Below are 25,773 nucleotides of genomic sequence, written 5' to 3'. Positions count from 1 at the left end.
AAGAGCCATCACTACTCCGCACCTGATAGCGGAGCGATGTCGACTGGCTTGTGCGAAACCGAGAGAAAGTAAGAGACTGAGACGGCTACTTTGCGAGGGATGCTCCGCAAGCGAGAACGCTCCCAAACCCATCCTCTTCGTGGACAACGCAGCCCTGCAAATTACCACGCTGTCGTCGACTTAATGCAAAAAGAATTTCTCCCGCCAACGTCAGATTTACGACATCACCCGCACCAAATGGCAATTCGGCATCCTCAAGCCTTTTCTTCCAACTCAATGCAAAAGATGCCCCTTGGCTTCGATCGCCTTTGGTCGTTCGAAAGTTGCGAACAGGGTCGGCCTTCGCGCATACAACAACACAATCCCAAGAGATCGAGTTGTCACGCTTGTGCAATCTTGACCCATTCTCACCGTACAAAGGAAACACCGAAACGGGTTGAAACCCTGCGCGAGCCAGCGCTGTCCCGATTGCTTTCCAACCTCGTCCGTCCAAGTTCTGATAGGTGAACACGAAGCGTCCGTCCGGCTTCATTTTTCGCCGCAACTCTTCGAAAATCTGTCCCAAATGACGAACGAATCGTTCTGCGCGATCCTTCGTATTGGCGGGAGCGGCTAGCTGTCCACTTGGGAAGCGATCTATGCTGTTTCCGTCGATGAGCCCGAACCGATGCATCCAAGGCGCAAAGAAGTGACCAAGCTCGGAATATGCAATGTAATCAAGATAAGGCGGATCTGTAAGAACGAGATCGATCGAACCATCATCAACGGCCGGCATAGACTTAGAGTCTCGACATGCGATCTCACTGCGCCCTGTATGGTAGGCTATTGGCTCGTCATAAAGCACACTTGACGCTACGCGGTGCTCTCTGAAGGCAGCACCAGCGCGCTGAACCGATCTGACCGCATTAGGGAACGTTCCTCGGCCATTTCTATTCAGCCATGGGTTCAGCTCAACCGGACGCGAAATATGGCGATATGCCCTGATCGAGAAGAGTGGTGTCAGGCGACGCCAGTCTCCGGCATACGCGCACATCATGTTATTGGTCTTGAGATGATCGGAAAATGCAACGGAGAAGGCTCCGCGTATATCTCTTGGCAACGCATCAATTTCTTCACTCAATGCAACTAAATGCAGCTTTTGCCGAGCATTGAAAAGTTCCGTATAGTCGACATATCCGTAAGATAGTAGACGGTCATCAGCGCGTTCTGACTTAGGTATTGGAGACCGAGGCAGCGCGTCGGCTTTCGCCGCGAGTCTACTTGCGAGCGCAGCTTCAGCCTTCTTGAAGAGGTTCAAATCGTACGCAGTCGCAGTCCGAAGCGACCGTTCTGCCATTGGCGTGACACGCTCATCATTGCTCGGCAGACTTTCCACAGCGAACAGCCGAAAATTGGGTTTTCCTTCCCTTCGCGCTATATCAATCAAAGGTTCTGAATGTCCGCAGGCTGGGCACACTGCCGCGCCATAGCGTTGATGCGCTCCGCTCGGATCCGTCACCGCACCACATGAACACGTAACTTGGTCCGCATCGCCATCGGCTTCGATCAATCGGCTACAGGAAGAACAAGCTACCCACTGACGCTTCGTTGCTTCTGTCCGCGCCAAACGAAACCGAGGGTGAGCATCGAATTCAGTTCCGCATTCTCCGCAACTGACAGTTTGTACCCAGAATGCATGCAGGAGGGTCTCGTCTACGCCATCCTCGGATTGCGTCAGATAATACTTTCCGACTTCATCGAGCACATTGAGCTCGAGCTTTTTAAGAGCATCTGACAGATCTGGCAAAGTGCCGAGCTCTGCCTGGAAAGCCGAAATTGCCGCCGCAACCGGCTCAACATCAAAACCGATCGCATGGGCACCCAGTCGTTGCGCTTCCAGCAACATGACGCCGCCACCGCAAAACGGATCCAATACGCGCAGATCTTCAAATCCGGTGCCTGAATAAAACGTCTTCCAAAAATCCTCACCAGCTCGTGTTCCAAAACCAGCGAGCAGGCCTCTCGCTGTCACAGCCAATCGTCGCGCGAACCACTTATGGGCTTGATACTCTGCACGAGGACGAACACCTTCTTTCATGGCGATACGCGCCAATTGTTCAACTGGAAGCGCACAGGCGTCTAGAAGAGAAGTTTTGGTGAGAGCACCTGTCATCGGGTCTTCACCATACATATGCCCAGACCCGGCAATTCAATTTCGTGCCCAGTTGATAGATGACCGTCCACAAAGTGTTTTAGTAAACGGGATTCTTCGAGCACCTCGCGATCGCGCGGAAGATAATCCACTAGTGGGCGACTCAGCACCGCCACGAATTTCGACCGAGCGCGGGAAACAGTCACGTTGAATCGGTTGAGACTGTATAGGAACTCTTCTTCGGAAGCGATTTGGTCGGCATCACCGAGCCCAAAGCTAGCGAGAACAACTTCCTTCTCCTGACCCTGAAATCGCTCCACTGTATCGATGCTTGAAAAAAGAAGCTCTCTGTCAAACTCGGGTGGAAGCGCACGGTCTAAAAGCTCAAAGACCGCCGATTGCTGCGCGCGGTGAGGCGTAACGATTCCCAACCCCTCGACTAAGAAGGCGTCAGGATCGAACTCTGTCCCGGCCCCTTCGTTTTGATCAATCATACCGGCGCGCCATAAAGACACCGCCAAACCGGCGATAAGATTGGCTTCAGCATCGTTGCGCTGGCTGGAATACTCATCCTCATGAATAATGGCTGCCAGCGGCTGTGCAGGTTCGAGTATGCGAGCGAATTCGCTGGTGAAGGACAAATCAGTCGGCCAACCCAAAGGGGCTACTGGACCGATCGGTCGCGCCAATTGCACGCGTCGCTGCGCCGTTTGGGGGCTCGCTTGAAGCTCTGGCCCGTAACCAGCCTCGCGCACGAACTCAATAATTTCGCTGTTGGACCGAAAGCTCGTGTCCAGCATGACAGGCTCGATTCCGGGACGTCCTTCCAATATGCGATAGTGACGGAAGAAATCATATACTGAACCTAGCAGATGCTCCAATCCTATCGGAGGAGCCACCGGGTGAATTGGCGGCATTTGTTTGTCATCGCCAACGACCGTCAACCTCGCATCCCTGGCCAGCTTGCTAAAGCCGACAATGGCATGTGCGATGTCGAGTTGGGACGCTTCATCAATGACCATCACGTCGAATAGCTCTTGGCACAATGCATCCCCGCCTAGATTGTGAAGCTGATCGACCGTTGTGGCGACGACCGTAATTCCATCGCCTTCCAGAGCACCAATCAGCTCTTGAGCTTCGACGCTCAAACCGCCTTCTTCCGCCTTCACTCTCACCACATGGTTTTGCAGTTCGGTGTCGACTTGAGGATTAGGTGTGCTGGATAGTCGGGCAAATGTCACATTGTCCGATATGCCAAGCGTTTCGAACACTTCAGGCAGCTTTTTGGCGATATTATCGATCGATACCCACGTAAAACCCGTGATGGCGATACGCAGCTTTTGGCCGCGGTCTCTGGCATCCTGAAGTAAACCGGCAACATAGGCTGTCACCGTCGCGCTCTTCCCCGTTCCCGGAGGCCCCCACCAAACGGACAGCCGTCGCGAGCTTGCCGTTCGAATGGCTTGCCTTTGCGCGTCTGTCAGATCCGAGCGGAACGTCAACGCTCCCGCAACGATAGCGTTAGCACTGTGACTATCCAAGTCAGTGACAGCAAGTCGTTCTGCGTTCCATATAAAGTCTGCTGCGGGTGTGTGAGGCGCGCGGCGCGGGTTTCCTTGTCTGACCCGAGCGACCGATAGAGCCGGGAAAAGTGGTGTATCAGCCGCAATCTGTGGGAATCGAATTCCCGTTGGGTCAGAAAGCGTCTTTTTCAACTTACCCGTAAAGGCATCCATCGAAATCGGGTCGAGTATGGCGAAGTCACTCGCCATTCCATCTATGTCAAAATCGATATGTGCGCCCCGTATCGCTGATGCCAAAAGATCAGAAGGTTGTAGTGCAATGAGACGGCCGCTCCTCGATATCTTCAGAACCGAAACCGTAAGATCCTCCCTGACCAACCGGCGCCATTCCCATGGCCGAATCGGGTTTTGACGCTCCAGGCCGGTCCGGCTCTTGAACTGTGCAGTAGTCAGGTTTTGAAGTAGGCCAAGCTCACGCTCCGGCAGGAGCGACCATGTGTACTCTCCATCCTTGATCTTAGCGTCTCGCGAGCGCTCGGACATTTCGAAAACAAGCGTCTCATGGTTTGCACCGCGAACGTTGAGTTGCTCCAATGCTGCCCGTCGCTCCTCGCCCTCCAAGCGCCGTGTCGCTCTCAAGCTCGCATAACGCGCCTCTCGCTCATGCGGAGGCATCGCCATCAGTAGCTCAATCTCCATCCTCTGCACCGCCGCCATAAGTCGGGCATGCTGATAGATGATTTCCTCGTCATCCCCCGTGCCAGTCATTCGGCGTAAGGGCGTGAAGACGGAATCAACGAGCGGGGCGTCTGCGCTCAGCGTGTCTCGCAACTCAATTGCGAGCTGCATCGCCACATAGAGGACGGCAGACAGCTTAGTACGAACGACCCGGCGCACCTGCTCTTGGTGTTGTTGGAAGTCTTGATTTCGAAACGGAGCCGACCGCTCCCAGATCTCGTGTCCCCGTTCCGATGGGATCTGATCCGACAACGGGTCCTTGTAGAAATCGCTGACCCGATACTCCCATGTCGAACCGTCGTCACGCTCTCGCCCCTCTGAGTCGAGTGTGTTGGCCAACTCGACAAGACCGTAGTGATGCGGGATCGGTGCAGACAGCAAACTGTTGACGGCATTCGCGACGATGGTGACCGGCGATGATCGCCCAACATAGTCTGGTGAGTCCATCGACTGCTCTGCCGGAAACAGCCACGACATAACGCTCACGTCTTCGTCACCCATTCTCACAGGTGCCTGCAAACGATCCAAGTGGCGCCCTGTAACCCTGCGCAAATGCTCATAGGTAAGCCGGTCCCAAAGATAGAACTGCAGGCTCACGTCCGTTTTGTCAGGGGCTCCGTTTTGCTGATAGCCTTCTAGAATGGCGGCTTTCGCCCTCTGAATATCGGCCAGCAAGAATTCAAGTAGCTGCGTATAGATCGCGCCTTCGGTTTCAACTGATCGCTCCATGACAAGGAGTTCTCGGCTAAACGGGTCGCGACGCTCCCGGCTCCAACCTTGGCCATCTGGTCGTTGTCCCGTCGGAACGCCATAGGATATGCGATACCCGAAGGCGAACGTCAGTCCGCTTCCAATATCGAAGTCCGCCGACATTGCGATCCGAATATCTGCGAATCTCGGAAGCGTTCCACTGGTTCCCGAACGATCTGGAATCTCTGCATCGCCGCCTACGTTCAGCCTCTCCGCCCGGCTTTTGAACACCGTGCGTTTTGCCTTCAGTGCCTGGTGCGTCTCATAGGCAGGGCTGCCTGCTGGAAGCGCCGCTAGATGCGGAACGTTAGTGACATTGTGTTCAACCAGTTTTCCTCGCGCCCCACGGGTCACACCTGCAACGCGGCTGAGGTGTTCTTCACGTTCTGCAGATTGCCAGCAGTAGCGTTCATCGATCTGTTCGCGATTTCCCCAAGCGTATCCGAGATAGTCACAGCCGCCACACTTTTGGTCGACATGCCAGTCGAGACTGCACCAATCCTCCGGCTCAATCACCGCGGGAAGGTCAACCTTCAAGAACCTACGTACGCGCCCCAGTACGACTTCTGGGGGCATTGTCTCTAGGTCTTCCTCAAGAGCCTGAAAATACAGCGCCAAATTCCGGTCAAACACCAAGTTCCGTCGATCAGTCTCCTCTTGCTCATGGAGGCACGATGCTTCGTGTTTTCCAGGCCAAATCGCTGCATTAGCTAGAACAACGAAATCGTCGGCCCAACCGGTGTCGACAAGCCACCCCGCGAGCGTCATGCTGTAATAGGCGAGTTCGGAAAAATGCGCTGGACTAGCTTCTCCGGAAATCTTGATATCAATGATCCGAAGGCCGAGCCGTTCATCCTCGCCGCTGAGAGTCTCAATGGCTCCATCTGGCCCAATAACGCGTCTAACCTCACCATTTGTTGGAGCAATATGGATGATGTCAGGCCTGACCTTGGCCAAGGCGACGAGCGGCTCCGCCCCACCACACAGGGCAGTTAGATCATGCGCTGCTATGAACGTTGGCGTAACAGAAAACTCTGCCTCCAAGAGGAAGCCATTTTCCGGAGCATTCTCCAAAATGGACTCGAGATCGAGCGTTCGATAAGCTTCCGAAGTCCCAGGGACCGCTCCATCGTCGGAGTTTGCAATCGCAAGCTCCGGAAACGACATCTGAAGCTCTGCATATTTCTGGTGCTCGTAATCCCGTCCTTGCTGGGTGATTAGGGCCAGACCTGGCCTCGCGGCATCCTTCTCTGGCGCGTTTGCCGCAGCCCTTGCTTCCCGGCCAGCGTACAAATCAAGCCGCAAGCGGCGTTTGCATCCGGTTCGGATGTATTGAGAGATGACGCGTTTACCGAGCCTATACACTGTGAGTCCCTTTAAGGCTTTTATCTGCCACTGGCTTTATCTGCCTTCGCGGACAGCTTGCTTTGTTCCTGAATCACTTTTTATCTTTCTATCCACAATGCATTCTATGGTGCATCTCCCTCTGAGATCGATTTTTATTTTTCCAGATTTGCACCGGCAGAACTACGGCAAACCTCTATAGTTCAATTCCTCCTCTAAAGCCGCTTCCACACGTGCCTCCAGCGAAGATGCGGTTTCCCCATTTGGAGCCGGTTTGAGATGCGCCGCGATCTTAGAGAATCTCCTGTGTGTTTCGCGTCTCGCCCATTTGGCAGACCGCATCTGCATCGCATAAGCGGCCATCTCGGCACTGCTGTAGCCGCGCCGGATGCACCGGTTCATATAGGCTAGGCCCGGGCTAGCTTCGACGGGTTCGTCTTTCTCAACGCTGACAATGCGGAGATATATCTGGTACGGGGCAGACAGCACGTGTGCCAGGTCAGGCACTACTCGGATTACAAATTTTCGAGCGCTTGTGCTGCGCTTGAGATCGCGTGACTTTTGTGAAAGCACCTTCTGAATATCCAGAAGCGCTGCACCATTCATCCATTCCTCAAGCGCCGATCGCAACAAAGGTACGGCCAACTTCGCCCGCTCCACATTTGTTCCCAAACTCTTGAAGTCTTTTCCTAGCAGATACTCGATGCTCTCAAACTTCAGGAGCCGGAACATCTCGTCAGGATGTGTTTGTAGCCACTCAAGCATCCACTCGCACCAGTCCTTTACTGTCGTGTTCGCGTCGAAGCCGCTCTCCACAACATCCTTCGCAAGCTTCGCCAAAACGTCTTCCGGCATGCCGAGCATAGACGCCAGATCACGCAAAGGCTGACGCTCCACGGCTGACTGACCTTCCTCGTTGTTCAAGAGCGCCAAAGCCGAAGCGGTTCTACTAGCAACCCAGTCTTTGTTGTCGGCCTGCTTTTTGCGAAATGCTGCGAAGCTGCGTGCGAGGCCAAGGCGCACATCCTTGACGCCGTTCTCACCTTCACTCGTTTCAGCAAGGCGAGCGACCACGTACTTTTCAAGGTCGCCGACGTCCGATGCTTTGTCGTGAATTCGGTCCATCAACGCAGTAAAAGGATCGTCTAGTACCAAGCATTGATCGGATTGACCAAATATATCCCGTAGACGCGACCATCGGTTGCCAATCTTGTTTTCCTTATCGTTGAGGCCAACGACCTTTCCAGGGATCACCAACACAATCCCAGTCGCGCTCTCACCGGCGCGACCAGCTCGGCCAGCCGCGTTGAGTAAGTCCTCGGGGTCTAGAATGTCTCTGCGACCTGCATCTGCATTATACTGACTGTCTTCGGCAATAATGACCAGTTCCGCTGGCAAGTTCATGCCTTGACCGAGCGTCGGCGTCGCGGCGAGGACGGACAAGGCCCCTTTGCGCTTGTAGAGAGACTCCGCTAATTGCCTTTCTTCGGGCAGCAATTGCCCATGATGAGTTGCGGCCTGAACCGCGAGCTTCCCTTCGTTGAGCTCCAGATAGAGCTGGTCGGCATCGCCAAGCTCATCAATAGCGATATCGAGCAAGCGCTTCTCCGCCTCGGTCAGTTCAACGCTGCATTGACCAAGCGCGGCGGCTGTCTTGTCGGCGATCGACACAGCGTTGGGAATTGACTGTGAGAAAACTAAAGTCCTGATCCCAGTTTCGGCGGCCGCTGCCGCGATCGATGCAGCGACGACGCCGGAATTCGGGGTAAGGCCCCAATTGGTGTTGACCGCCAGTGGCAACGGATCTGAGAATAGTGGTACAAGCGCATAGTCGCTCCGAAGCTGTGACGCCCATGTCTGCTTAACGCTGAAAAATCCGCTCGGCAGTGCGGTCATCTCTCGCTTAAGCGCGGCAGGAGCACCTCCGCTTGGCTTGTTGCGACGCCCTTTACGAAGTTGCTTCTCTAACTCTCGAATACGGGCAATGTCATAGACGACGCAGCCGCGGAGTTGGCGCGTTGGCTTCCAGGCATCATCCAATGCCAGCGCATCGCGGCCTGTCAGGTCCGCAAGCCATAAACTGATTTCGTCCGTATTTTTCATCATGGCTGACAGAAGGACGAGGTCGGCCTCCGGCGCGACGCGGACAAATCCCAAAATGCAAAGCATGCCGTCGATCGCGCGTCGATCCGCTCCATCATCCGGGTGAATCAAGTGGCACTCGTCAAAGATGAGAAGCCCGACGTCCGCAAACCTCTCTGGCTCCATATGGGTCAGCAACAGACATGCCTCAGGCGTCATCACCATAATGTCGGGCAACTCATCCTCGCCGCTTGAAAAGCCGAACTCATCGACGCGCTCACCTTGGACACTGGCCGTTGGAAACGCCTCGCGCAGATCTCGCGCAGTTTGGTCAACAAGCGCATGGGTTGGTGCGAGGAAAACTGCTTTCCGTCCGGAGAGAAGCACCGAGTGTATCTTGAGCTGCGCGGTAGTCGATTTTCCGGCACCTGTCGGGAACCCGATTGCGGAGGAGGTGCCATTTTCGAGGTATCCGCGCTCGGTCGCTTCTTTATGGTTGCGCCAAAGATACGGTCGCGTTTTCGCAACGCCTTTCATGGCGATCTGCCACCGATTTGGCGGGACGCCGCTTGGCGGCGGTAAGTTCACAACCGCACCTTCCAGCAGCGCCGAGCCAGCCGCGATCAAAAGACTGGCGAGATGAAAGGGCCCGGGAAAGACCACCAGCGTACCATGGTGAAGTTCGTCGATTTCTTCATCGGCTCCAGGCGCCGCCAACGCTTTCACTTCCGCAAAGACTGCAATTGGATCTGCCATGCCCCGAATCCGTCGTCCTTGAAGCGCAAATGCCAACGCACGAACTCCGCGCAAAAGGCGATAGTAGAGCGCTGCATTCGCGCGCTCAGCGCCTGATCCCGTGACCACAGATGACATTGAAACACGCGTACGATCCGCAATTTGCCCCACCTGTCCGCGCGCAAGCCAGATTAGGTGAAGGATAAGTTCGGACTGCAGCCGTGAGTCCCTTGGGCGCCGTATTGCGCGCGCGACTTCGGACGCGTCAGCGGATGCTTCCGCCACTAAGAACAGCAGCATCGCAGAAATGTCTGGGCTGATGCCATTGGCGCCGAGGAAAGCGTTAGGTCGGGTATCGGCCGACAGGGCGGTAGCTTGATAGACCAACTGGTACGCTGTGGCTGCTACAAAGCCTGCCGCAGCTTTATTTTCACGCCTTGGATCGATAGAAACCAAAGCCTCGTAGGACTGCGCAAGCCGCTTTGCAAAGTTGATCGTTACGTTCAGCCCGTCTGGCTCTTCGACCCCTTGTCGAAGCAACACCCGAGCTGACACAATTTCGGCGAAGGCTCGGGACAGTTCATCCGGCAAACTCTCTCTATCCAGATCAGGAAGTTCTGGTGCTGATCGGATCAGCGCGGCTGTATCTGGATCATACATCGGCCAGTCCTTCGGCTTCGGATACAATCGCTGCAGACTTCTCCGCAATCGAAGCTATCCACAGCCGGATGTCATCAAGCGGAAGGGTCTCAGCTCGACGGCGGTCGACACCCCCTGACACGACGTCTTCGTATCCCTTAAACAACCGCTTTCGTCCCTTAGCGGTGGCGTAAGCCCCGCCAACGGTCACCGCGACCCTGAAGGAGCGCTTATCGCTCCACAAAATATCAGCGACGGTTTTATCAAGCTCAGGATCACCCGATCTCTCCAGCAGGGCAGCTACGGTTGCCACCAGCTCATTGTCGCGCGCGCCAGTTTCGAATTCCGCAAACTCAGGCCAAACTGCTCCTTTGATTTTTTGCCTAGCGTGCTCTGTAGCCTTTTCTTCACAGATCACCACGCGCGCCACATCATCATCGTCGAACTCAACGATCAGACCATCAAGCCCTTTGTCCGCCTTTATCATCTGTGGAGCGCGAATGAGCGCATCAGCGTCCTGACGATGCGCTGCGATCCACGAAATCACCTGAAAAACCCATCCGTCCCTATGGTATGGGTCCACGCCTTCTTCCACCGTTAGCAAGGCTTTTGCACCTGCAAATCCACCGGTTGGATAGCCTGCAGGCAGTGCATCAGTGGCCTTTAGGATGCGTTCGACACCACGCGATTGACCGAGCGCAACTCGGGCTATCATCTCGGCTAAAGCATCCTCATCATCGACTATCCAGGTCGACCCGTACCAACAGCCTTCCTTGTTAATCGGAGTAAAGGAAATCGGCACCGTCAGGCCTCCATGCCGATATGAGTCAGATTAACTATCAAGGCTCAGTGCCTCTTCTACTGCCGTGTGCTCAAAGGCGTCGGCGTAGCTCTGCGCATCCGCTGCAGAGCAACCTTCATCTCGCAAGGCTCGTTTCCAGTTGTTGGCGAGCGTCTCGGCCATCTGAAATGCCTGCTGCCTAGCATCGGTGAGTGTAAGGTCGAAGAACTCGCATGCCTCCAGCGCGATTTCGAGCGACGCGTCGAAAGAGCCCCCCTGCATGATGCCGGTCTCCAGCACTCTGTGTCGTGACGGCGAGGGGTTGATGTCGAAAGCCGGTGACAGCCGCCACCGATCCCCACCGGCATAGATGAAGCCGTGGTTCTTCAGATGGTCGTCCTTGTTGGAGACGAGGATCGTGAAGACAATTCGTCGCCAGAGTTCATGTAGATCGTCGACCGGCTTGCTCGAAATCTGACGGATCACGTCTGCGATGTCCGTGTAGAACCCGCCTTCGTCGCTGTCCCAGTCGAGCGCGGTACGCGCCGAAATAAACGGGATCCGCGTGTTACCGCGGCGATCGAACCGTCGGATCAACGCGATCGGGCTGTCGCTATCGCGCATCTCGAGTTTTGCTTCGGCGACCCGCAAGCCGCATTTCGCCGCTAGCTTCAGCGTGGCGACCTCGACGCGCTCGACCGGCTTGGTGTCCTGGGCGGACGTGAACTTGGCGATCCACAGATGTCCGTCGCCTTCGACATTGGCCTTCGGACGAGCGCCGCCGAGCGATCCGGCGACGCCGGCCAGATCGCGCGCTTCTTCCTCTGCGCCACCGGGATCGCGCTCGAAGCGGTGGGCGAGCATGCGCAGGCGATCCAGTTCGACCAGTCTTGGAATCGGTGGCGTCAGATCGGACAGCGGCTCCATATCCTCTCCGAGAAAGCGTAGTGCGCCCTGCCGGGTGCGGTCGTCGGACAGCACCAGATAGTCGAACTCGCTGAGACCGCCGCCCAACGCCTTGGTCATCAGTGCACGCCCCCATGAGTCCGGTGCGGCGTCGGAGAAACATCCGGGCAGCGCCGAACGACGGTCACCGCGGCCCGCGCTGAAATGACCGCCCTCACGCAGAGGCAGGCCGGGAGAGAGCGCGAAGCGATCGGGCGCCGCCAACCACTCGGCGGCATATTCAAATTGCGAATGCTGGCGGCGGCCGTCAGTCTCGAACCGCAATCGCCCGACAATCCGCTTGCCTTCGCCAAGGGCGACGATCGCTTCGGGCATCAGAAACCGACCCCTTCATCATCGTCGCTGGCCGGAAGGGCAGTTTTTTCCTTGCCCGATCCAGCGGGCTTGGCCCCTCGCTTCCGGTCAATCCGCTTAGGCAACGCCTCTCTGTCAAGCAGCAGTCCGGTATCGTCGGAGCCCGGATCGAGGAACTCCGAAATCCGATCGATCTCGCCGAGCACCAGGCAGGCCATGGCCAGCGTGCCGATGCTGACGCCGTCGTCTCCCTTTTCCAGTCGGATGACGGTTCTCTCGGACACACCGATCCGTTCGGCGAATCCCTTCACGGAGATCCGACGCTTCAAACGAGCCGTCTTGATGTTTGCTCCCAGCGCCTCCAAGGCTCGACGCGCATTGAGAGAACTTACCTTAACTGCCATATTCGGCCGCCAATTCCATATAAACTGCCATATATGGCGTTTAGCATATCCGTCGTGGCGTTGCAATGGTTGGTCAGTGGCACGCCCGGCGCCTTATCCGGAGAGACTCTTGTCCGAAATCTGTAGGCAGATTTCGGACGGGGTTTGGCTACAGGCATGCCCGTATTTTGAGTTCCGGCTGCCGCAGAATTTCCTGTGCTGTGAGGAATCCGCAGGTTCCTGCGCGCCCGGATCGCGACGGTGCAACGATATAAATCCTCGCACTTCAGCATTCAGGCTGTGAGGTTTCGTATCGAGTTGGCAATCTGGTCGGGTGGCCTTCGAGTAGCCCGCTGCTCCTGCATGCACGCGAGAATAGTGAGTTGAGGCCACGTGGGTAGCGTGACCAATCCTCTGCCCCTGGTGGCAAGAGTAAGGGAAATCTCACAGGCCAGACGAAGCACCGGCCCGGCCGCATAGATCGCTCCATGGTGAGGCTCCCCCCGGCTGATTGGGAGCCAATGGGACGCCGATTGGAAGTGTGAGTGACAATCTAGATGATGGGGAGGGGAAAGCCTTCCCCTGCGTCCGAGCGCGGGTCTCGGCCTACCCCTTCTGCGGGGAGACCCCGCAACGCCCCCAGAGAGTGAGAGTTCGGCGGCTTTCGCCGTGACGGGTTTGGAGGTCGAGAGAGAGGCTCCCGGCCGGCCCGCCCACGGAGATTGACCCATGACCAACTTTGAAACCCTGGACGGCCGGCGCGACGCGAGCGGCGGTTACAATGTCGATATCTCGCGCGGAGAGCGGATCGGCCGCGTCTCCTCGGAATGGTTTTCCCGGCCGGATGACGAGCGCTATCTGTCCCTGTCGGAGCTCTATGCATCGGTGAAAGGCCGCGCCGAGCGCAGCCGCACACGGACGGTCGAGAGCGCGGCGATCCGCGTCGAAGCCCATCGCGACGATCCGGAAAACCTGGCGCTCATCCTGCCCGAAGCCGACGCGCCGGTCGCGCCGACCCATTGGAGCTTCGGCCAGCTCGCCAGCCTGGTCAGCGCGCCGGCGGCCTATCTGCGCCAGCTCCCGGCGCCGCTTGCGGGCATCAACCTGCAATACGGGCTCACCTCGCACCGAGCCGAGCAGATCAAGACGCTGGAAACCGAAGACGGGCGCACGGAACTGCGCGCCGTCACCGGCCCGGATTATGGCCGCATCTACGACCACGAACTCGTGGCGGCCGTGCAGAAGATCGCGGGGAACGGAACTGGCGATACGCGCTGGAAAGTGCCCGGCACGCTCGATTGGTCGAGCGGCGTCTACAACCCGATGGTCGACATCACCAAGGACACGACCACGCTCTACGCCTCCGACCGAGACGTCTTCCTCTTCCTGGTCGACGACATGAACCCGATTGAGGCGGGCAAGCTGCCCGACGGATCGCCCGATCTCTATTTCCGGGGCTTCTATTGCTGGAACTCGGAGGTCGGCGCGAAGACGCTCGGCATCGCCAGTTTCTATCTGCGCGCCGTCTGCCAGAACCGCAATCTCTGGGGCGTTGAGGACTTCCAGGAAATCAGCATCCGCCATTCCAAATACGCCGCCAACCGCTTCGCACACGAGGCGGCGCCGGCGCTGACCCGCTTCGCAGATTCCTCGCCACGACCCTTCGTCGAAGGCATTCGAGCAGCGCGCGAGCGGATCGTCGCGCGTAGTGACGACGACCGCACCGACTTCCTGCGCAAGCGCGGCTTCTCCAAGGCGGAGACGGCCAGGATCGTCGAAACGGTGTTGGCCGAGGAAGGCCGGCCGCCCGAGTCCGTGTTCGACTTCGTGCAGGGCATCACCGCCGTCGCCCGGTCGAAGCCGCAGCAGGACGCCCGGCTCGAAATGGAGGGCAAGGCGAAGAAGCTTCTGGAGCGCGCAGCGTAGCTGCGGCCAGCGCTCGGCCTTTCCGGTCCGTCGCTTCCTCAAGAGGAAGAGGCGGGCCGGGTTTTTCGTGACGGGTTTGGAGGTCGAGAGAGAGGCTTTCGGCCAGCCCGTCGCGGAGAACTGACATGACCAAGTCTCAGAAAATCACCCTCAGCGCCTCGCGCGACATCCCCTTCAACAAGCTGGTGCTGAGCCAGTCCAATGTCCGCCGCGTCAAGGCCGGCGTCTCGATCGAGGAGCTCGCCGAGGACATCGCCCGGCGCACGCTCCTGTCGCCACTGCGGCCGAGTGACCGGGAGCCAAGCCCCCCAACGGCTCCCGCAGCCGCCCCTGGAGCCCGCCCACTGTGGCGGGCTCCTTCTTTTTTGCTCTCAGCATGGAGGCGCAAATGAACAGCGCTGCATCCGAAATCGCACGACGGCTCGGCCGCGAGGCGGAGGCCGTTTGTCGCCACTACCTCTCCAACGGCCGCAAGCAGGGCCGATACTGGATCGTCGGCGACATCGAAAACACGCCCGGTCGCAGTCTGTATGTTCGCCTGACGGGACCAGCCCACGGTCCGGGCGCCGCCGGGAAATGGACCGACGCCGCCACGGGCGAGCATGGCGATCTGCTAGATCTGATCGCCGGCGCCCGGCAACTTCACACCTTCGGCGAGACGCTTGATGAAGCAAGGATCTTCCTGAGCCTCCCACGACCTGAACCGCCAACTCGCGAACGCGTGGTCGCACCCACCGGATCACCGGAGGCTGCACGGCGCCTCTTCGCCATGGGAAGACCGGTCGATGGAACGCTCGCCGAGCGCTATCTCCATCGGCGCGGTCTTTCCGGGATTGGCGACGCGCCAGCGCTGCGATTTCATCCGTGCTGCTACTATTGGCGAGAAGGTCAGCTCAAGGACTCTCCACCGGAGACCTGGCCTGCATTGCTCGCCAAGGTCACGGACTTGAACGGCAATCTCACCGGCGTTCACCGCACATGGCTCGATCCGGCGACGGCTCGCAAGGCGCCCCTCGATCCATCACGCAAGGCGATGGGGAATCTGCTCGGCCATGGCGTGCGGATAGGAACCGTGACCGACATCGTCGCCGTTGGCGAAGGGTTGGAAAGCACGCTCTCCGTGCGCATGGCGTTGCCCAACATGCCCGTCGTATCCGCGTTGTCGGCCAATCATCTCGCCGCGCTGATCCTGCCGACCGGGCTTCAGCGTCTTTACATCGCAGCCGACGCCGACGAAGCAGGCGACGTGGCCACCGCCAATCTGATCGAACGCGCAGGAGCCGTTGGTGTCGAAACAATCCGGCTTTTTTCTCTTGGCGGCGACTTCAACGAAGACCTCCGCAAGCTCGGACGGGACGACCTAAGGACGCATCTGGGTCAGCAACTGGCCGAGCCCGATTTATTGCGGTTGCTTTCCTGAAAGGAGACAAAGGGCAAAGGGGCCAATTCGACTGACTCGCGCCCTAAACCGCCAGTCGCATGTTAATCGACACAGTTCGGTCGAAATATGCGGGACCGGATCACAAGCAAGCCGCCAGCACCAACACCCCCATCAACGTGATCAGCGGCCAGCCAATATGTTTGCCGCGTGTGAGGAGCCCATCAAGAAGTCCTGCGGCGAGATGGAAAAAGCCAATTCCAAAAAGTAGCGGCCGATGGAATATCTCGCCTTGCGCGGAGAGCGCCAAATAGGCCGCGACCAATATCCACAACGCGCTTGTCCAATGCCATGCAAAGCGCATCACCTGTTTGGCTAAAGGCCTGACCATTACGCCATGGTCTGAATTGATCACCGGCGCGATCAACCTCTTTTCACCGAAGTACGAATGGACCGAAGCGGTAACCACACACAATACCGCCGCAGCAAGCAGCAATGCATCATCCATACTGAGATTTCCTCGTCATCTGTGCGCACAGGCGGGACGGTATTGCGAAGCCGCGCGCAAATCCATGTGACACGATGCTGGCTCTCTCGCCTTGCAGCAAATTCACGCCATCGGTACGGCCATTCGCTGAATGGCGGTGGTGGGTGCAACACCTCGACGACTGAGCAGGCCAATTGGCGCCCTCGTCCGTGTCGTCACGATCTCTCCCTATTCGAGAGCGTCGCCTTCGGCCTTCCGAGAGGAGCGAGACGGAGCGGAGACTGGTCGGGCCGGCAACGGCTGCGGCGACACTCTTTTCCGCCGCCGGGCATAGAGGCCCGGCTTTGCATCGCGAAGCAAAAGAGCGCCGCCTCCGCCGTCCTCCGCCTCTGGCTCCGGCCGCCGTGACCGGCGGTGCAGTCCCGGCCAGCCCCCGCTTTCCCGTCGCTCGGGAAGGCCGCGAGAGGCGCGGCCTCACGCCGAACAGGAGACGATCCCATGACCGCCGAGACCACCGAACCAATGGCCAGCTCCGCAACCGCGGCCGTACTCGAAGAATTGCAGCTTTATGGCTATCGGCCTTTCGCCGACGAACCCGACCCGAGACCCTTGCCTGAAGCCGACGCCCTCCAGGGAGCAATCGCCGACATCTTCGACGCGCTCGCCGCCACGCTGGAAGACACGCGTCTCGAACCGGATCTCGAAGACCTGCTCTGGTCCATGACCAACCTGTTTCATCGCACGGCCGCCCGCGTCGACCGCGACCTTGACGACAACGAGCAGGCCCAGAAGCGCTCGCAGCGGGAACAGGACGGCTCGGAATTTCGCTCGGTCGAACTCGAAGCTCTGACGGCGCAGGGGGGCACGCTGATCGAACGGCGCAACGCCTACGAGCTCATGCGCGATATCGCCGCCGATCACTTCGAAACCTATATCGGTCAGACCTGGCGACCGCACTCTGGATCACGGATCAGTCACCGCACGCTGACCGCGGCCATGATCGACAGCCGCGACTATCTCTCGGCGAAGCGGCGCGCGGAGATCGAACCCCTCCTGCCAAGCGGACCACGGGTTGCGTTCTCCGGCGGACTGGACGTCACCGACCATCGGGCGATCTGGGATGCGCTGGACCGTGTGAAGGCCAAGCACGCCGACATGGTGCTCCTGCATGGCGGCTCGACCAAAGGCGCCGAGAAGATCGCCGCCTGCTGGGCGGATAACCGCAAATGCCAGCAGATCGTCTTCAAGCCGGACTGGAAGCGCCACGGCAAGGCGGCGCCGTTCAAGCGCAACGACGCACTTCTTGAGGCGATGCCCATCGGCCTCATCCTCTTTGCAGGCTCCGGGATCACTGACAATCTCGCCGACAAGGCCAAGAAACTCGGCGTCCCGCTCTTCGATTTCAGGCCGAAGAAAAACACGGCGCAGGCAGCGTGATGCACACACCACGTCCTCGATGCGCGCCGGAAGTATCCGGCGCGCGCCGCATTGTGATGTCCTTTGGAACGCCTCGTGGTGGAGGCGTTCCCTATGCAAGGTGATTGTTTGGACGCTATTTCAGCTAACTTACAGTTGCACGGCGTCGAATACGGTCTCTTCTTCCACCACGAACATAGGTGAGTTTTCAAGGTCGATGAAGTTAAGTTCGTCCTCCCGCAAGGCTTCAAGAGCTGCTCTCGAAGCAGGATCATTTGCGACCTCAACGAGATCGTTGAGAGACGCGAACCAAGCTTGACCGATGCCATCGAACTTGGTTGGACCGTTCCGCTGTTGGCGGAGAACCTCGCTCACAGTTTCCTCGTTAGCGTTGGACTGGACATAGCGCAATATTCGCAGCTCCTCCCTCAGGCGTGTGATAAGCGGGGCGTGAACATTCTTCCAGTGATGTTCGAAGTCTTTCCGATTGAGACCGGGTTTGCGGCGAATACACATGATTGTCTTGATCATAACGAGGGGATCCTTTCAGGAAGATATGCTGCGAAGAGCTTTGCGACGGCGGAAATGTTCTCTGAGCGCCAAGTGTCGGCTTCTTCAAAAACGTTGCGCGTAGTTTGAGCCAAAGGTGATGGAGCGTTAGCTGCCTCGGCCACTGCGGCCAGATAGCCGAGGTCCTTGAGGACAAGGGAGATTGGAAAGAGAGGCGCATAGTCGCCAGCCGCGATCTGCCGTGTTGTTGCGGCAACGATCGGACTCATCACCGGCGTATCCTCCAACAATGCTCTGATCGTGTGGAGAGGGAGACCTGCTCGAGCAAAAAAACCAAGTGTCTCGGCCGTCGAAGCGACCTGGCAGGCAAGCATGCCGTTTACGGCCAGCTTAACTTTGGTCGCCACTGGTGGCGTTCCAACATGGTGTACGACGCGTCCTATAGACCGCAACAACGGGGTGACTTCGTTAACGTCATAGAAGTCACCGCCAGCGAAGAACGCAAGCATGCCGGCTTCTGCTTGCGGCAAGGAGCCGGATACAGGAGCCTCGACAAACCGCCAGCTTTTGCGCGCTACTTCTTCAGCCAACGCTTCTATGCGTCCGACCGAAAGCGTACTGCACTCAACTGCAATGGTCTCGGCTGAAAGCCCAGCACCTATTCCATCCGGCCCCGACCATACGGCATGCGAGGCCTCGTCACCTTCAACCATGACCAGTACAAATGCCGCTTGCTGCGCGGCTTCACTAGGAGATGACGCGAGCCGCGCACCCAACGCGACGAGTGGTTCTGCTCGCGCCGCCGTCCTGTTCCAGACTGTAAGGGAAAACCCTGCCTGGAGAAGCCGCGTCGCCATTCGGCTTCCCATGGCGCCGGTTCCGATGAGCGCTACGGATGAAACCGCCTTTTCCTGCATTTTGCTCGCTCCCTCGCTGCACAAAATGCATTCTCGCCCAGTTGATGGGCCCGTCGCGATAACCTTTCAGGTAATGGCGCATTATACAGCTGTGTTAGAGTGTCGAAGGTGAGTGGAGGCTCCAGAGGGAACACTGCATTGGACAGTAGAAAGAAAAATCGGTTATCCATGACGCTGGGAGGGCTGCTGCGTCATTGGCGAGCCGTGGCGCAGATGAGCCAGCTTGACCTCGCGCTGGAGCTCGGCGCCTCTGCCCGACATCTGAGTTTCCTGGAAAGCGACAAGGCGCGACCGAGTGAAACCATGCTGCATGCCATTTCAGAGGTGCTCGACGTTCCGCTTTCGGAACGCAACACGTTGCGCCTTGCTGCGAGTTTCAGGCCGCGCCCCGACGCCGGTCCTTCACGTCCGGAAGACCGTGGCCGCATTCGCCAGGTGATCGATCAGGTCAAGCGGGCGCATCAGGACGTCCCTCTGCTGGTCAAGGATCAAATATGGGACATTATCGATGCGAATGAAGCAGCACGAATGCTGCTTTCCCAAGCCACGGGCCGGGACCTGCTCGCAGGAGATAGCTACGTAAATGTGCTTGAACTCATATTCACACCCGGCATCTTGCGCGAGCGCTTGACGAATTGGGAAGACGTCGCCGACGCGACCGTATGCCATGTACACCACGAAATCGGCATGGCCATGGACAATCCAGCATTTCAAGCGGTGCTGGACCGCGTGGCCTTGATGCCTGGTTTTCCCGAACGGTGGGCCAATCCCCGGAAGGGGGACATCTATTCGACACGCTACATTTTCGATTTCGGGGGAGGCAGGCGAAGCTTCGATTCAATTCTTATCTCATTAGGCGCCCCCTACGAAGCGGTGCTAAACGGCATTCGTTTCGACACATTTCATGCAGTATCTGTATAGGCGAAAAACTGCATGCCCAACAGCTCAAACCGCTGATCGAGTTACACTCGACGCATTGGTGTCACTAAGCTGGTTGATCAAAACTTGGTTCCCCTTGCAGTTGTAGCCAGATTTCTGCGCTAACGGGAAAGACGGATCTGTGCCCTATCGCCCGCTGTACTCTAGTCCTGCCCATTGCAAAGTCGGCATTCCGTTCGAACCGATTTCAAAGTCTCATCGTCTCAAGTCTATGCAGGCACCTCTCGGACGTTACCTGTAGCGGCCAGCATTGTCCTTTGCTCATCACCCACGCCCGACACGGCCTCTCATGGACTGATCTGGCCGGGATCGGCTGACGCCTCGACCGCCTAGGCCGCAACGGCGGAGACGGACTTTCTTCCCCTGGGCTGCGCCCATTCCTCGCGGACCAAGAAACTCCGTCTCCGCCGTCCTTCGCATGCGCTGCGGGTCCTCCGGACTGCGTCGGCGGTCGCCCCGGCCTTGTCGATCGCCATCGAGGCCGCGACGGGCGCGGGCTCGAAAGCCAAAAGGAGAACTGACATGGCCACCATCGGAACCTTCAAGAAGTCTGCCAACGAGTACGTCGGCGAGATCGTCACCCTCAGCGTTCAGGCGAAAAATGTAAGGATCATCCCGGAAGAGGATCATGCGAATGACAACGCCCCCAGCCACCGCGTCTTTGTCGGCCGCGCCGAGATCGGCGCCGCCTGGTCCAAGCGCTCGAACGAGGGTCGCGACTATCTGAGCCTCAAGCTCGACGATCCGAGCTTCACCGCCCCGATCTACGCCAACCTTTTCGACGACACGGTCATCGAAGGCGAAGAGAGCTACAGCCTCATCTGGTCGCGGTCACGTCGCCAGAACGGCGATTGACGCCCCCCGGTAGCCCCTCCCGGACTAGCCGGGAGGGGCAGCCATCATGCCTTTCGGCTCTTTCGCTGATCGTCCAGAAGCGCCGCCGGTTTGACGTTAAGGGCCTCGGCCACGTGCCAGAGCGTGATGATAGTGACGTTCTGCTGACCCCGCTCCATCGCGCTAATATGCGCGCGATCGACGCCCATCTTGTCCGCCAAAGCAGCTTGGCTGAGGCCAGCTTTTTCCCGAAAAAACTGTAGGTTCGCGCCAAATACTTCCCGAATATCCATCCGCCAGTAACATGCGGATCGCGTATTTTAATGCGACGTACTATAATACGCGGAACTGAGGCGGGCCCGCCAGCTCTGCCGCAGACGGATCTGGAATTTTCAACCGACCGGCGCTTGCGTCGATTATGGTTTCCGGTTCATTAAATAAGAGCGCCAGCCCCGTAAGGACACCGATGCCCGCCACCCAGATCATGATCGCTGACGCTCCACCGAACGACGCGGCCGTGACCGTCTATGACCGTGATCACTTCGCGCTTTACATGCGGCTTCTCGACGCGAATGACGCGGGAGCATCGCTGGAAGAAGTGTCGTCGCTTCTGCTCGGCATTGATGCGGATGAGGAACCGGAACGCGCCCGCCGTGTCCATGACAGTCACCTGTCACGCGCTCGCTGGATGACCGAGCAAGGTTATCGAGACCTGCTGAAAAACGGCCTTCCCACGGGTTGAAGAGTGCTCTGATGCGTCCAACGCATCACACGATGCCTGCGGCCATACTATGCAACCGCAGATTTATTTCGAAACATCCCAAACAACTGACGCCGCTCCACATTTCGGCGCGTGATTGGGAGGAGTTCGCCATGCCGACCGACTGGCGCGACGATCACCAGTACGATCATTTCGATGATCTCGGCATATCCGGACTGGCCTGGGAATGCCTTCGACGAAACCTGCACTATCGCAAGGACTATGACCTGATGCGGGAGGGCGGCAGCGCTCCAGCCGACTGGGGGTTGCGATTTCCTTGCAGATCCAAAGCTCAATGCGCTCAACGCACCGATCTACTGGCTCCCATCCGCAGCGCCTGCCGTGGTCCAACTCATCGCCGTTCTGCCGGACATCGGCCTGACCGCATCCATACCTCCCGAGAGCATCGCGGACCGCAAGATCGACGCCGAGGGACTGTCATGGGTTCGGCTGAAGGAAGGCGTCAATCTTGTCGGCGATCAGGTCGGTGATCGGCCCGTTGGCCTCCTGCTGCCATTCGATGCCGACTGGCCCACTAGGCTCGCTGCAGCTGATCAACTGTATCACCAAATCATCGACCGCGATGCCGATCCGCCAATCACACGGCAGCGACGCGACCGCCTGAAACGCGCCTTGCGAACCATCGACGGACGCCAAAGCGGCGCAACCTATCGCGCAGTCGCGACGGCCTTTTTCGGCACCGACCGCGTCGCCGCAGAACCGTGGAAGACCAGCTCACTCAAAGCACAAATCGCAAGACTTGCCGCCTACGGTCGCATGATGATTGATCAGGGGTATAGAAATCTGTTGCGCGGCAAGTAGTCATCAGACCCCGCAAAGATTGCTATCTTTTCCCTGCGGCAGTCGTAGAGAGGGAAAACATGACCAGAAACCGTTGGGAAGATGATCCTGCCGCAATCGCCGAAGCAGAGCGTTTCTATAGTTTTGTGGGGCAATACGTAATCTCGTTTCAATGGCTGGAAGGGCAGATCGATCAAATTTTTCTGCTCGCGCGCGGCCATGACAAATGGAACGAAACCCACCATTGGCTCGCTGGGCTCAGGAATGTCGACAAGGTCAATGCGTTCCGCGACCTAGTGCAGGCTGACGAACCCTTCGATCGCATTCAGATTGACGGCTGGTATGAACACTTCGAGCAAGTGGTCAATCGTTTACATACAGAGCGCAAGCGGCGAAACGGCATCCTCCACTCACAGTTCTTGTTCGATTTCTTGGCAATCGGACAGCCCATCATGCGGTCTGACGTCCGTCGTCGGGGATACGATGTAGATTTCACGCAGGAAGATCTCTCGCAGGCACGGTGCGACGAGATCATGGGCGAGCTCGCAAAGCTCGCTGTTGATCTGAATTTCGTCTGTGTGCAGCTTCGTCACGTCTACAGACCAAGCTGATCTCTAGAATACACGTCAGTCTGACATCTCGCACGACCGATCTCCGTCCTTTGGAACACCACCCAACCGCGTCGGGAATGTGCATGTGCTGATGACGGTATGGGGTGACGTTTTCGCCGCGCTCTGATCGTCATCCCTCCCGGCGCGCATCTTACGCTTTTCTCGTCTCCGACGGTCCCGCGCTTCCCGCAGCGGGATGGCCTAACCGGAGACGCGACCCATGCCCGATCCCAATGCCGGACTTCCTCCTCGCTATTTGAGAACGCCTGAAGCGGCCCGTTTTCTCGGCCTTTCGGGGCGGACGCTTGAAAAACACCGCACCTACGGCACGGGGCCGCGCTACTCGAAAATCGGCGGGCGTGTCGTCTACGCGATCGAGGATTTGCAAGCCTGGGTTAGCCGGGGAGAGAAGAACTCGACCTCGGACGACACCGGCGATGAAGTTCTGCCCGCCAAGCGTCATGCAGCGATCTCACCCGCCTATGCACGGAAGGCCGGCTCATGAGCGGCGGCGCCACTGTCGAGCTCGTCTGGATCGAGAAGCAGGTCGAGTACTGGATTCGCTTCGGCCGGATCGTCCAAACAACAATCCAGAGTCGCGCCCGCAGCATCGTCAGCTTCGACCCCGACGCCGTCTTCGCCTTCGTCCGCTGGCAGGCGAATGACTTCGGAACGACGGAAAGCCGGATCGACATCCTGCGCGCGCGCCGAGCCGGTGAGCCCTATGCGACCGTGCCGCATGTGATGCCCGGCGGCGAAAGTCTGCTGCGCCAGTCCGGCTGGCCTAGGGTCGAACGGGTTCTTCAGTTCGCCGATGTGATCGAAGCGCTCGGCATCGACCCGGCTGACGCCGCGCCGGACTATTGGCGCCACGTTCACAACAGGCTGTCTGCAGGCCTGGAGCCGCGCGGCTACACAGCTGTTCAACATCGCGCCTGGCTCCTGCGCCAAACCTGTCCGCCCGCTCCAAAGACAGTGCACGCCACATCGGCGGGGAGCGCGTCATGACCCGGTTCGGATACGTCATGACGACCTATTTCTCCGTGCTCGCGATCGGCGGACTGGCCTTCGTCCATGTGAGCCCAAAGCTGATCTGGAACGCGTCCGCGAGCGCGCCCATTGGACTCTACGCCGTCGCGTCGGACGACGATCTTGCCGTAGGCGATCTGGTCGTCGTCGATCCGCCGAAGTCGCTTGCGATCTATCTCGACGAGCGTGGCTACCTGCCCGAAGGCGTGCCGCTCCTCAAGCATATCGCTGCGCTTCCAGGACAGCGTGTCTGCCGCAATGGCGCCGCCGTCACTGTCGACGACATCTCCCTGGCGCAGGCTAGGCCGAGCGACCGCTTCGGACGCGACCTGCCCGTTTGGCGGGGCTGCCACATCGTCGCCAGCACAGAGCTCTTCCTCCTGAATCCCAGCCATCCCGACAGTCTCGATGGTCGCTATTTCGGCGCACTCCCGGCGGACGCCGTGATCGGGCGCGCCGTTCCGATCCTCACCGATGAAGACGGAGACGGCCGGTATGTCTGGCGCGCCGATAACGACGCCGACGCTCCCGAAAATTCTTCCGACCGCAAATGAAAGGAACTGCCCCATGGCTCAGATCGGTCAATTCACCTGCACGGAATCTGGCTTCACCGGACGCCTTCACACGCTCATTCTCTACCGAGAACTCACGCTCGTTCCTGCAACGCCGTCAGACAGCGAAAACGCACCCGACTATCGCATCCATCACGGCGATGAAGACGGACCGGAAATCGGCGCCGGCTGGAAACGCACCGGCGAGAAAGCCGGCGAATACATCTCTTTGCAGATCGACGACCCGACCTTTGCGTTTCCGATCCGCGCCAATCTTTTCAAGACCGACGCCGAGGACGGACATTGGGCGCTCCTTTGGAATCGCCCCGCAAAGCGCGCCGAGAAACGCGATGAGCGCGGCTAGACCGTCTCGGCGCTGCGCGATTATGGCGAAGTTCCTCCTCTGCGGTCTGCTCTCCTGCGCGGTTGTCTCTCACGCCGTATCAGCAGAAACGGCGTCCTCCAGGACGGAACACGGCGGGAATTCCTATGCTGCCTATATCGCCGAGGCTGCGCAGCGCTTCGGCGTCCCGGCGCATTGGATCCTCGCTGTCATGCGCAAGGAAAGCGCCGGAGACGTGCGCGCCGTGAGTCCTGAGAAAGGCGCGATGGGACTGATGCAGATCATGCCCCGCACATGGGATGAGCTGCGCGCGCGTTACGGTCTGGGGCGCGATCCGTTCGATCCTCGCGACAACATTCTGGCGGGCGCCGCTTATCTCCGTGAACTGCATGACCGCTTCGGATCGCCGGGCTTCCTCGCCGCCTACAATGCGGGACCGACACGCTATGTCGAGCATCTAGCTACAGGCCGACCGTTGCCCCGAGAAACCCGCGATTATGTTGCGGCGCTGGCGCCGCTCATCGGCGCATCGGTTGCAGCGGAACGGCATGAACAGAGTGCGCTTCTGACCGTGGATTGGCGCGCGGCGCCACTCTTCACCGCGCATAATGATGGACAATCGGTTGCTGACGAAACGCACCCAGGCAGCGGCGCCGACGTTTATCCACCGCACACATCAGGCTCCTCTGACAGCCTTTTCCCGCCACACGGAACCGGGGATCAGCGATGACCGCGCTGATCGCACTCTCGCGCAGTCCGTCGCGCGATGGCGGGTTTCCGGGAGGCAGGACGGGGACGGAAGGCGCAACAACAACGGGAGGGCGAGATAAAAGGCGCGGCACCGATGCCCGCTATGCCGTTGTTGTTGTTGGGTATTTCGCCCGCCGCGATCATAGGCACAGTGC

At 58.5% G+C, this 25,773-nt stretch carries 24 protein-coding genes and 1 pseudogene; 15 read left to right on the top strand and 10 right to left on the bottom strand.

Annotation, left to right across the window (positions count from 1 at the left end; genetic code table 11):
- Positions 1-85 precede the first annotated feature (85 nt).
- The 6 genes from CW354_RS23075 to CW354_RS10655 form a co-directional block, all read right to left on the bottom strand.
- Positions 86-2,170 carry a hypothetical protein gene (locus CW354_RS23075; RefSeq protein ID WP_133162273.1) on the bottom strand — a complete coding sequence of 695 codons (2,085 nt, stop codon included), beginning with the start codon at positions 2,168-2,170 and terminating at the stop codon, positions 86-88.
- The gene (locus CW354_RS10675) at positions 2,149-6,507 is read right to left on the bottom strand and encodes a bifunctional RecB family nuclease/DEAD/DEAH box helicase (protein WP_133162272.1); all 4,359 of its coding nucleotides are present in this window, start codon (positions 6,505-6,507) and stop codon (positions 2,149-2,151) included. Before CW354_RS10675 ends, CW354_RS23075 begins: the two co-directional genes overlap by 22 nt.
- 162 nt (positions 6,508-6,669) lie before the next feature.
- Positions 6,670-9,963, bottom strand: coding sequence for a DEAD/DEAH box helicase (locus CW354_RS10670; RefSeq protein WP_104829966.1), 3,294 nt, complete (start codon positions 9,961-9,963; stop codon positions 6,670-6,672).
- On the bottom strand, positions 9,956-10,744 hold the full coding sequence (locus CW354_RS10665) for a hypothetical protein (RefSeq protein ID WP_104829965.1): 789 nt from the start codon (positions 10,742-10,744) through the stop codon (positions 9,956-9,958). Before CW354_RS10665 ends, CW354_RS10670 begins: the two co-directional genes overlap by 8 nt.
- Before the next feature lie 30 nt (positions 10,745-10,774).
- The gene (locus CW354_RS10660) at positions 10,775-12,004 is read right to left on the bottom strand and encodes a type II toxin-antitoxin system HipA family toxin (RefSeq protein ID WP_104829964.1); all 1,230 of its coding nucleotides are present in this window, start codon (positions 12,002-12,004) and stop codon (positions 10,775-10,777) included.
- Complete coding sequence (locus CW354_RS10655; RefSeq protein WP_104829963.1) at positions 12,004-12,387, bottom strand: helix-turn-helix transcriptional regulator; 384 nt, start codon at positions 12,385-12,387, stop codon at positions 12,004-12,006. Before CW354_RS10655 ends, CW354_RS10660 begins: the two co-directional genes overlap by 1 nt.
- A gap of 708 nt (positions 12,388-13,095) precedes the next feature.
- Between CW354_RS10655 and CW354_RS10650 the strand changes: the two genes are divergently transcribed.
- The 3 genes from CW354_RS10650 (at position 13,096) to CW354_RS10640 (ending at position 15,712) form a co-directional block, all read left to right on the top strand.
- Positions 13,096-14,292 carry a DUF932 domain-containing protein gene (locus CW354_RS10650; protein WP_104829962.1) on the top strand — a complete coding sequence of 399 codons (1,197 nt, stop codon included), beginning with the start codon at positions 13,096-13,098 and terminating at the stop codon, positions 14,290-14,292.
- A gap of 125 nt (positions 14,293-14,417) precedes the next feature.
- Positions 14,418-14,684 carry a hypothetical protein gene (locus tag CW354_RS10645; protein WP_104829961.1) on the top strand — a complete coding sequence of 89 codons (267 nt, stop codon included), beginning with the start codon at positions 14,418-14,420 and terminating at the stop codon, positions 14,682-14,684.
- On the top strand, positions 14,681-15,712 hold the full coding sequence (locus CW354_RS10640) for a DUF7146 domain-containing protein (RefSeq protein ID WP_104829960.1): 1,032 nt from the start codon (positions 14,681-14,683) through the stop codon (positions 15,710-15,712). Before CW354_RS10645 ends, CW354_RS10640 begins: the two co-directional genes overlap by 4 nt.
- Positions 15,713-15,812: 100 nt before the next feature.
- On the opposite strand, the gene CW354_RS10635 is transcribed toward CW354_RS10640, so the two are convergent.
- The gene (locus CW354_RS10635; protein ID WP_104829959.1) at positions 15,813-16,178 is read right to left on the bottom strand and encodes a hypothetical protein; all 366 of its coding nucleotides are present in this window, start codon (positions 16,176-16,178) and stop codon (positions 15,813-15,815) included.
- Between the two features lie 477 nt (positions 16,179-16,655).
- On the opposite strand from CW354_RS10635, the gene CW354_RS10630 reads away from it, so the two are divergent.
- A complete protein-coding gene (locus CW354_RS10630; protein ID WP_104829958.1) occupies positions 16,656-17,594 on the top strand; it encodes a DUF2493 domain-containing protein in 939 nt (312 codons plus the stop codon).
- 129 nt (positions 17,595-17,723) lie between these two features.
- Here CW354_RS10630 and CW354_RS10625 read toward each other — a convergent pair whose 3' ends face one another.
- Both CW354_RS10625 and CW354_RS10620 read right to left on the bottom strand, forming a co-directional pair.
- Positions 17,724-18,104 (bottom strand): EthD domain-containing protein, encoded by a 381-nt coding sequence (locus CW354_RS10625; protein ID WP_104829957.1) that lies wholly within the window; start codon positions 18,102-18,104, stop codon positions 17,724-17,726.
- Entirely contained in the window at positions 18,101-19,000 is a 900-nt protein-coding gene (locus tag CW354_RS10620) for an NAD(P)-dependent oxidoreductase (RefSeq protein WP_104829956.1), read from the bottom strand. The genes CW354_RS10625 and CW354_RS10620 overlap by 4 nt, the downstream gene beginning before the upstream one ends.
- A gap of 138 nt (positions 19,001-19,138) precedes the next feature.
- Here CW354_RS10620 and CW354_RS10615 point away from each other — a divergent pair, with 138 nt between their 5' ends.
- Entirely contained in the window at positions 19,139-19,921 is a 783-nt protein-coding gene (locus tag CW354_RS10615) for a helix-turn-helix domain-containing protein (RefSeq protein WP_133162271.1), read from the top strand.
- Between the two features lie 540 nt (positions 19,922-20,461).
- Positions 20,462-20,794 carry a DUF736 domain-containing protein gene (locus CW354_RS10605; RefSeq protein ID WP_104829953.1) on the top strand — a complete coding sequence of 111 codons (333 nt, stop codon included), beginning with the start codon at positions 20,462-20,464 and terminating at the stop codon, positions 20,792-20,794.
- Between the two features lie 44 nt (positions 20,795-20,838).
- Here the strand turns inward: CW354_RS10605 and CW354_RS10600 are convergent, their stop codons facing one another.
- A complete protein-coding gene (locus CW354_RS10600; protein WP_104829952.1) occupies positions 20,839-21,066 on the bottom strand; it encodes a helix-turn-helix domain-containing protein in 228 nt (75 codons plus the stop codon).
- 173 nt (positions 21,067-21,239) lie between these two features.
- On the opposite strand from CW354_RS10600, the gene CW354_RS10595 reads away from it, so the two are divergent.
- The 9 genes and pseudogenes from CW354_RS10595 to CW354_RS10560 all read left to right on the top strand — a co-directional run bounded on the left by CW354_RS10595 (position 21,240) and on the right by CW354_RS10560 (position 25,598).
- Positions 21,240-21,515 (top strand): DNA -binding domain-containing protein, encoded by a 276-nt coding sequence (locus tag CW354_RS10595; RefSeq protein WP_104829951.1) that lies wholly within the window; start codon positions 21,240-21,242, stop codon positions 21,513-21,515.
- Between the two features lie 11 nt (positions 21,516-21,526).
- Positions 21,527-21,799 (top strand): annotated as a pseudogene (locus CW354_RS24050) (transcriptional regulator domain-containing protein); the annotation flags it as partial.
- 76 nt (positions 21,800-21,875) lie between these two features.
- Positions 21,876-22,355 (top strand): DUF2285 domain-containing protein, encoded by a 480-nt coding sequence (locus CW354_RS10590; protein ID WP_165793639.1) that lies wholly within the window; start codon positions 21,876-21,878, stop codon positions 22,353-22,355.
- A gap of 59 nt (positions 22,356-22,414) precedes the next feature.
- Entirely contained in the window at positions 22,415-22,945 is a 531-nt protein-coding gene (locus CW354_RS10585) for a hypothetical protein (protein ID WP_104829949.1), read from the top strand.
- A gap of 220 nt (positions 22,946-23,165) precedes the next feature.
- The gene (locus CW354_RS10580) at positions 23,166-23,450 is read left to right on the top strand and encodes a helix-turn-helix transcriptional regulator (protein WP_104829948.1); all 285 of its coding nucleotides are present in this window, start codon (positions 23,166-23,168) and stop codon (positions 23,448-23,450) included.
- A complete protein-coding gene (locus tag CW354_RS10575; RefSeq protein WP_104829947.1) occupies positions 23,447-23,953 on the top strand; it encodes a DUF2840 domain-containing protein in 507 nt (168 codons plus the stop codon). Before CW354_RS10580 ends, CW354_RS10575 begins: the two co-directional genes overlap by 4 nt.
- Positions 23,950-24,528 (top strand): S26 family signal peptidase, encoded by a 579-nt coding sequence (locus CW354_RS10570; protein WP_104829946.1) that lies wholly within the window; start codon positions 23,950-23,952, stop codon positions 24,526-24,528. Before CW354_RS10575 ends, CW354_RS10570 begins: the two co-directional genes overlap by 4 nt.
- A 13-nt stretch (positions 24,529-24,541) precedes the next feature.
- On the top strand, positions 24,542-24,889 hold the full coding sequence (locus tag CW354_RS10565) for a DUF736 domain-containing protein (RefSeq protein ID WP_104829945.1): 348 nt from the start codon (positions 24,542-24,544) through the stop codon (positions 24,887-24,889).
- Between the two features lie 22 nt (positions 24,890-24,911).
- Positions 24,912-25,598 (top strand): lytic transglycosylase domain-containing protein, encoded by a 687-nt coding sequence (locus tag CW354_RS10560; protein ID WP_104829944.1) that lies wholly within the window; start codon positions 24,912-24,914, stop codon positions 25,596-25,598.
- Positions 25,599-25,773 lie beyond the last annotated feature (175 nt).

The organism is Hyphococcus luteus (assembly GCF_002943565.1).
Classification (GTDB): domain Bacteria; phylum Pseudomonadota; class Alphaproteobacteria; order Caulobacterales; family Parvularculaceae; genus Hyphococcus; species Hyphococcus luteus.
This window is presented reverse-complemented; position numbering and strand designations above follow the sequence as displayed.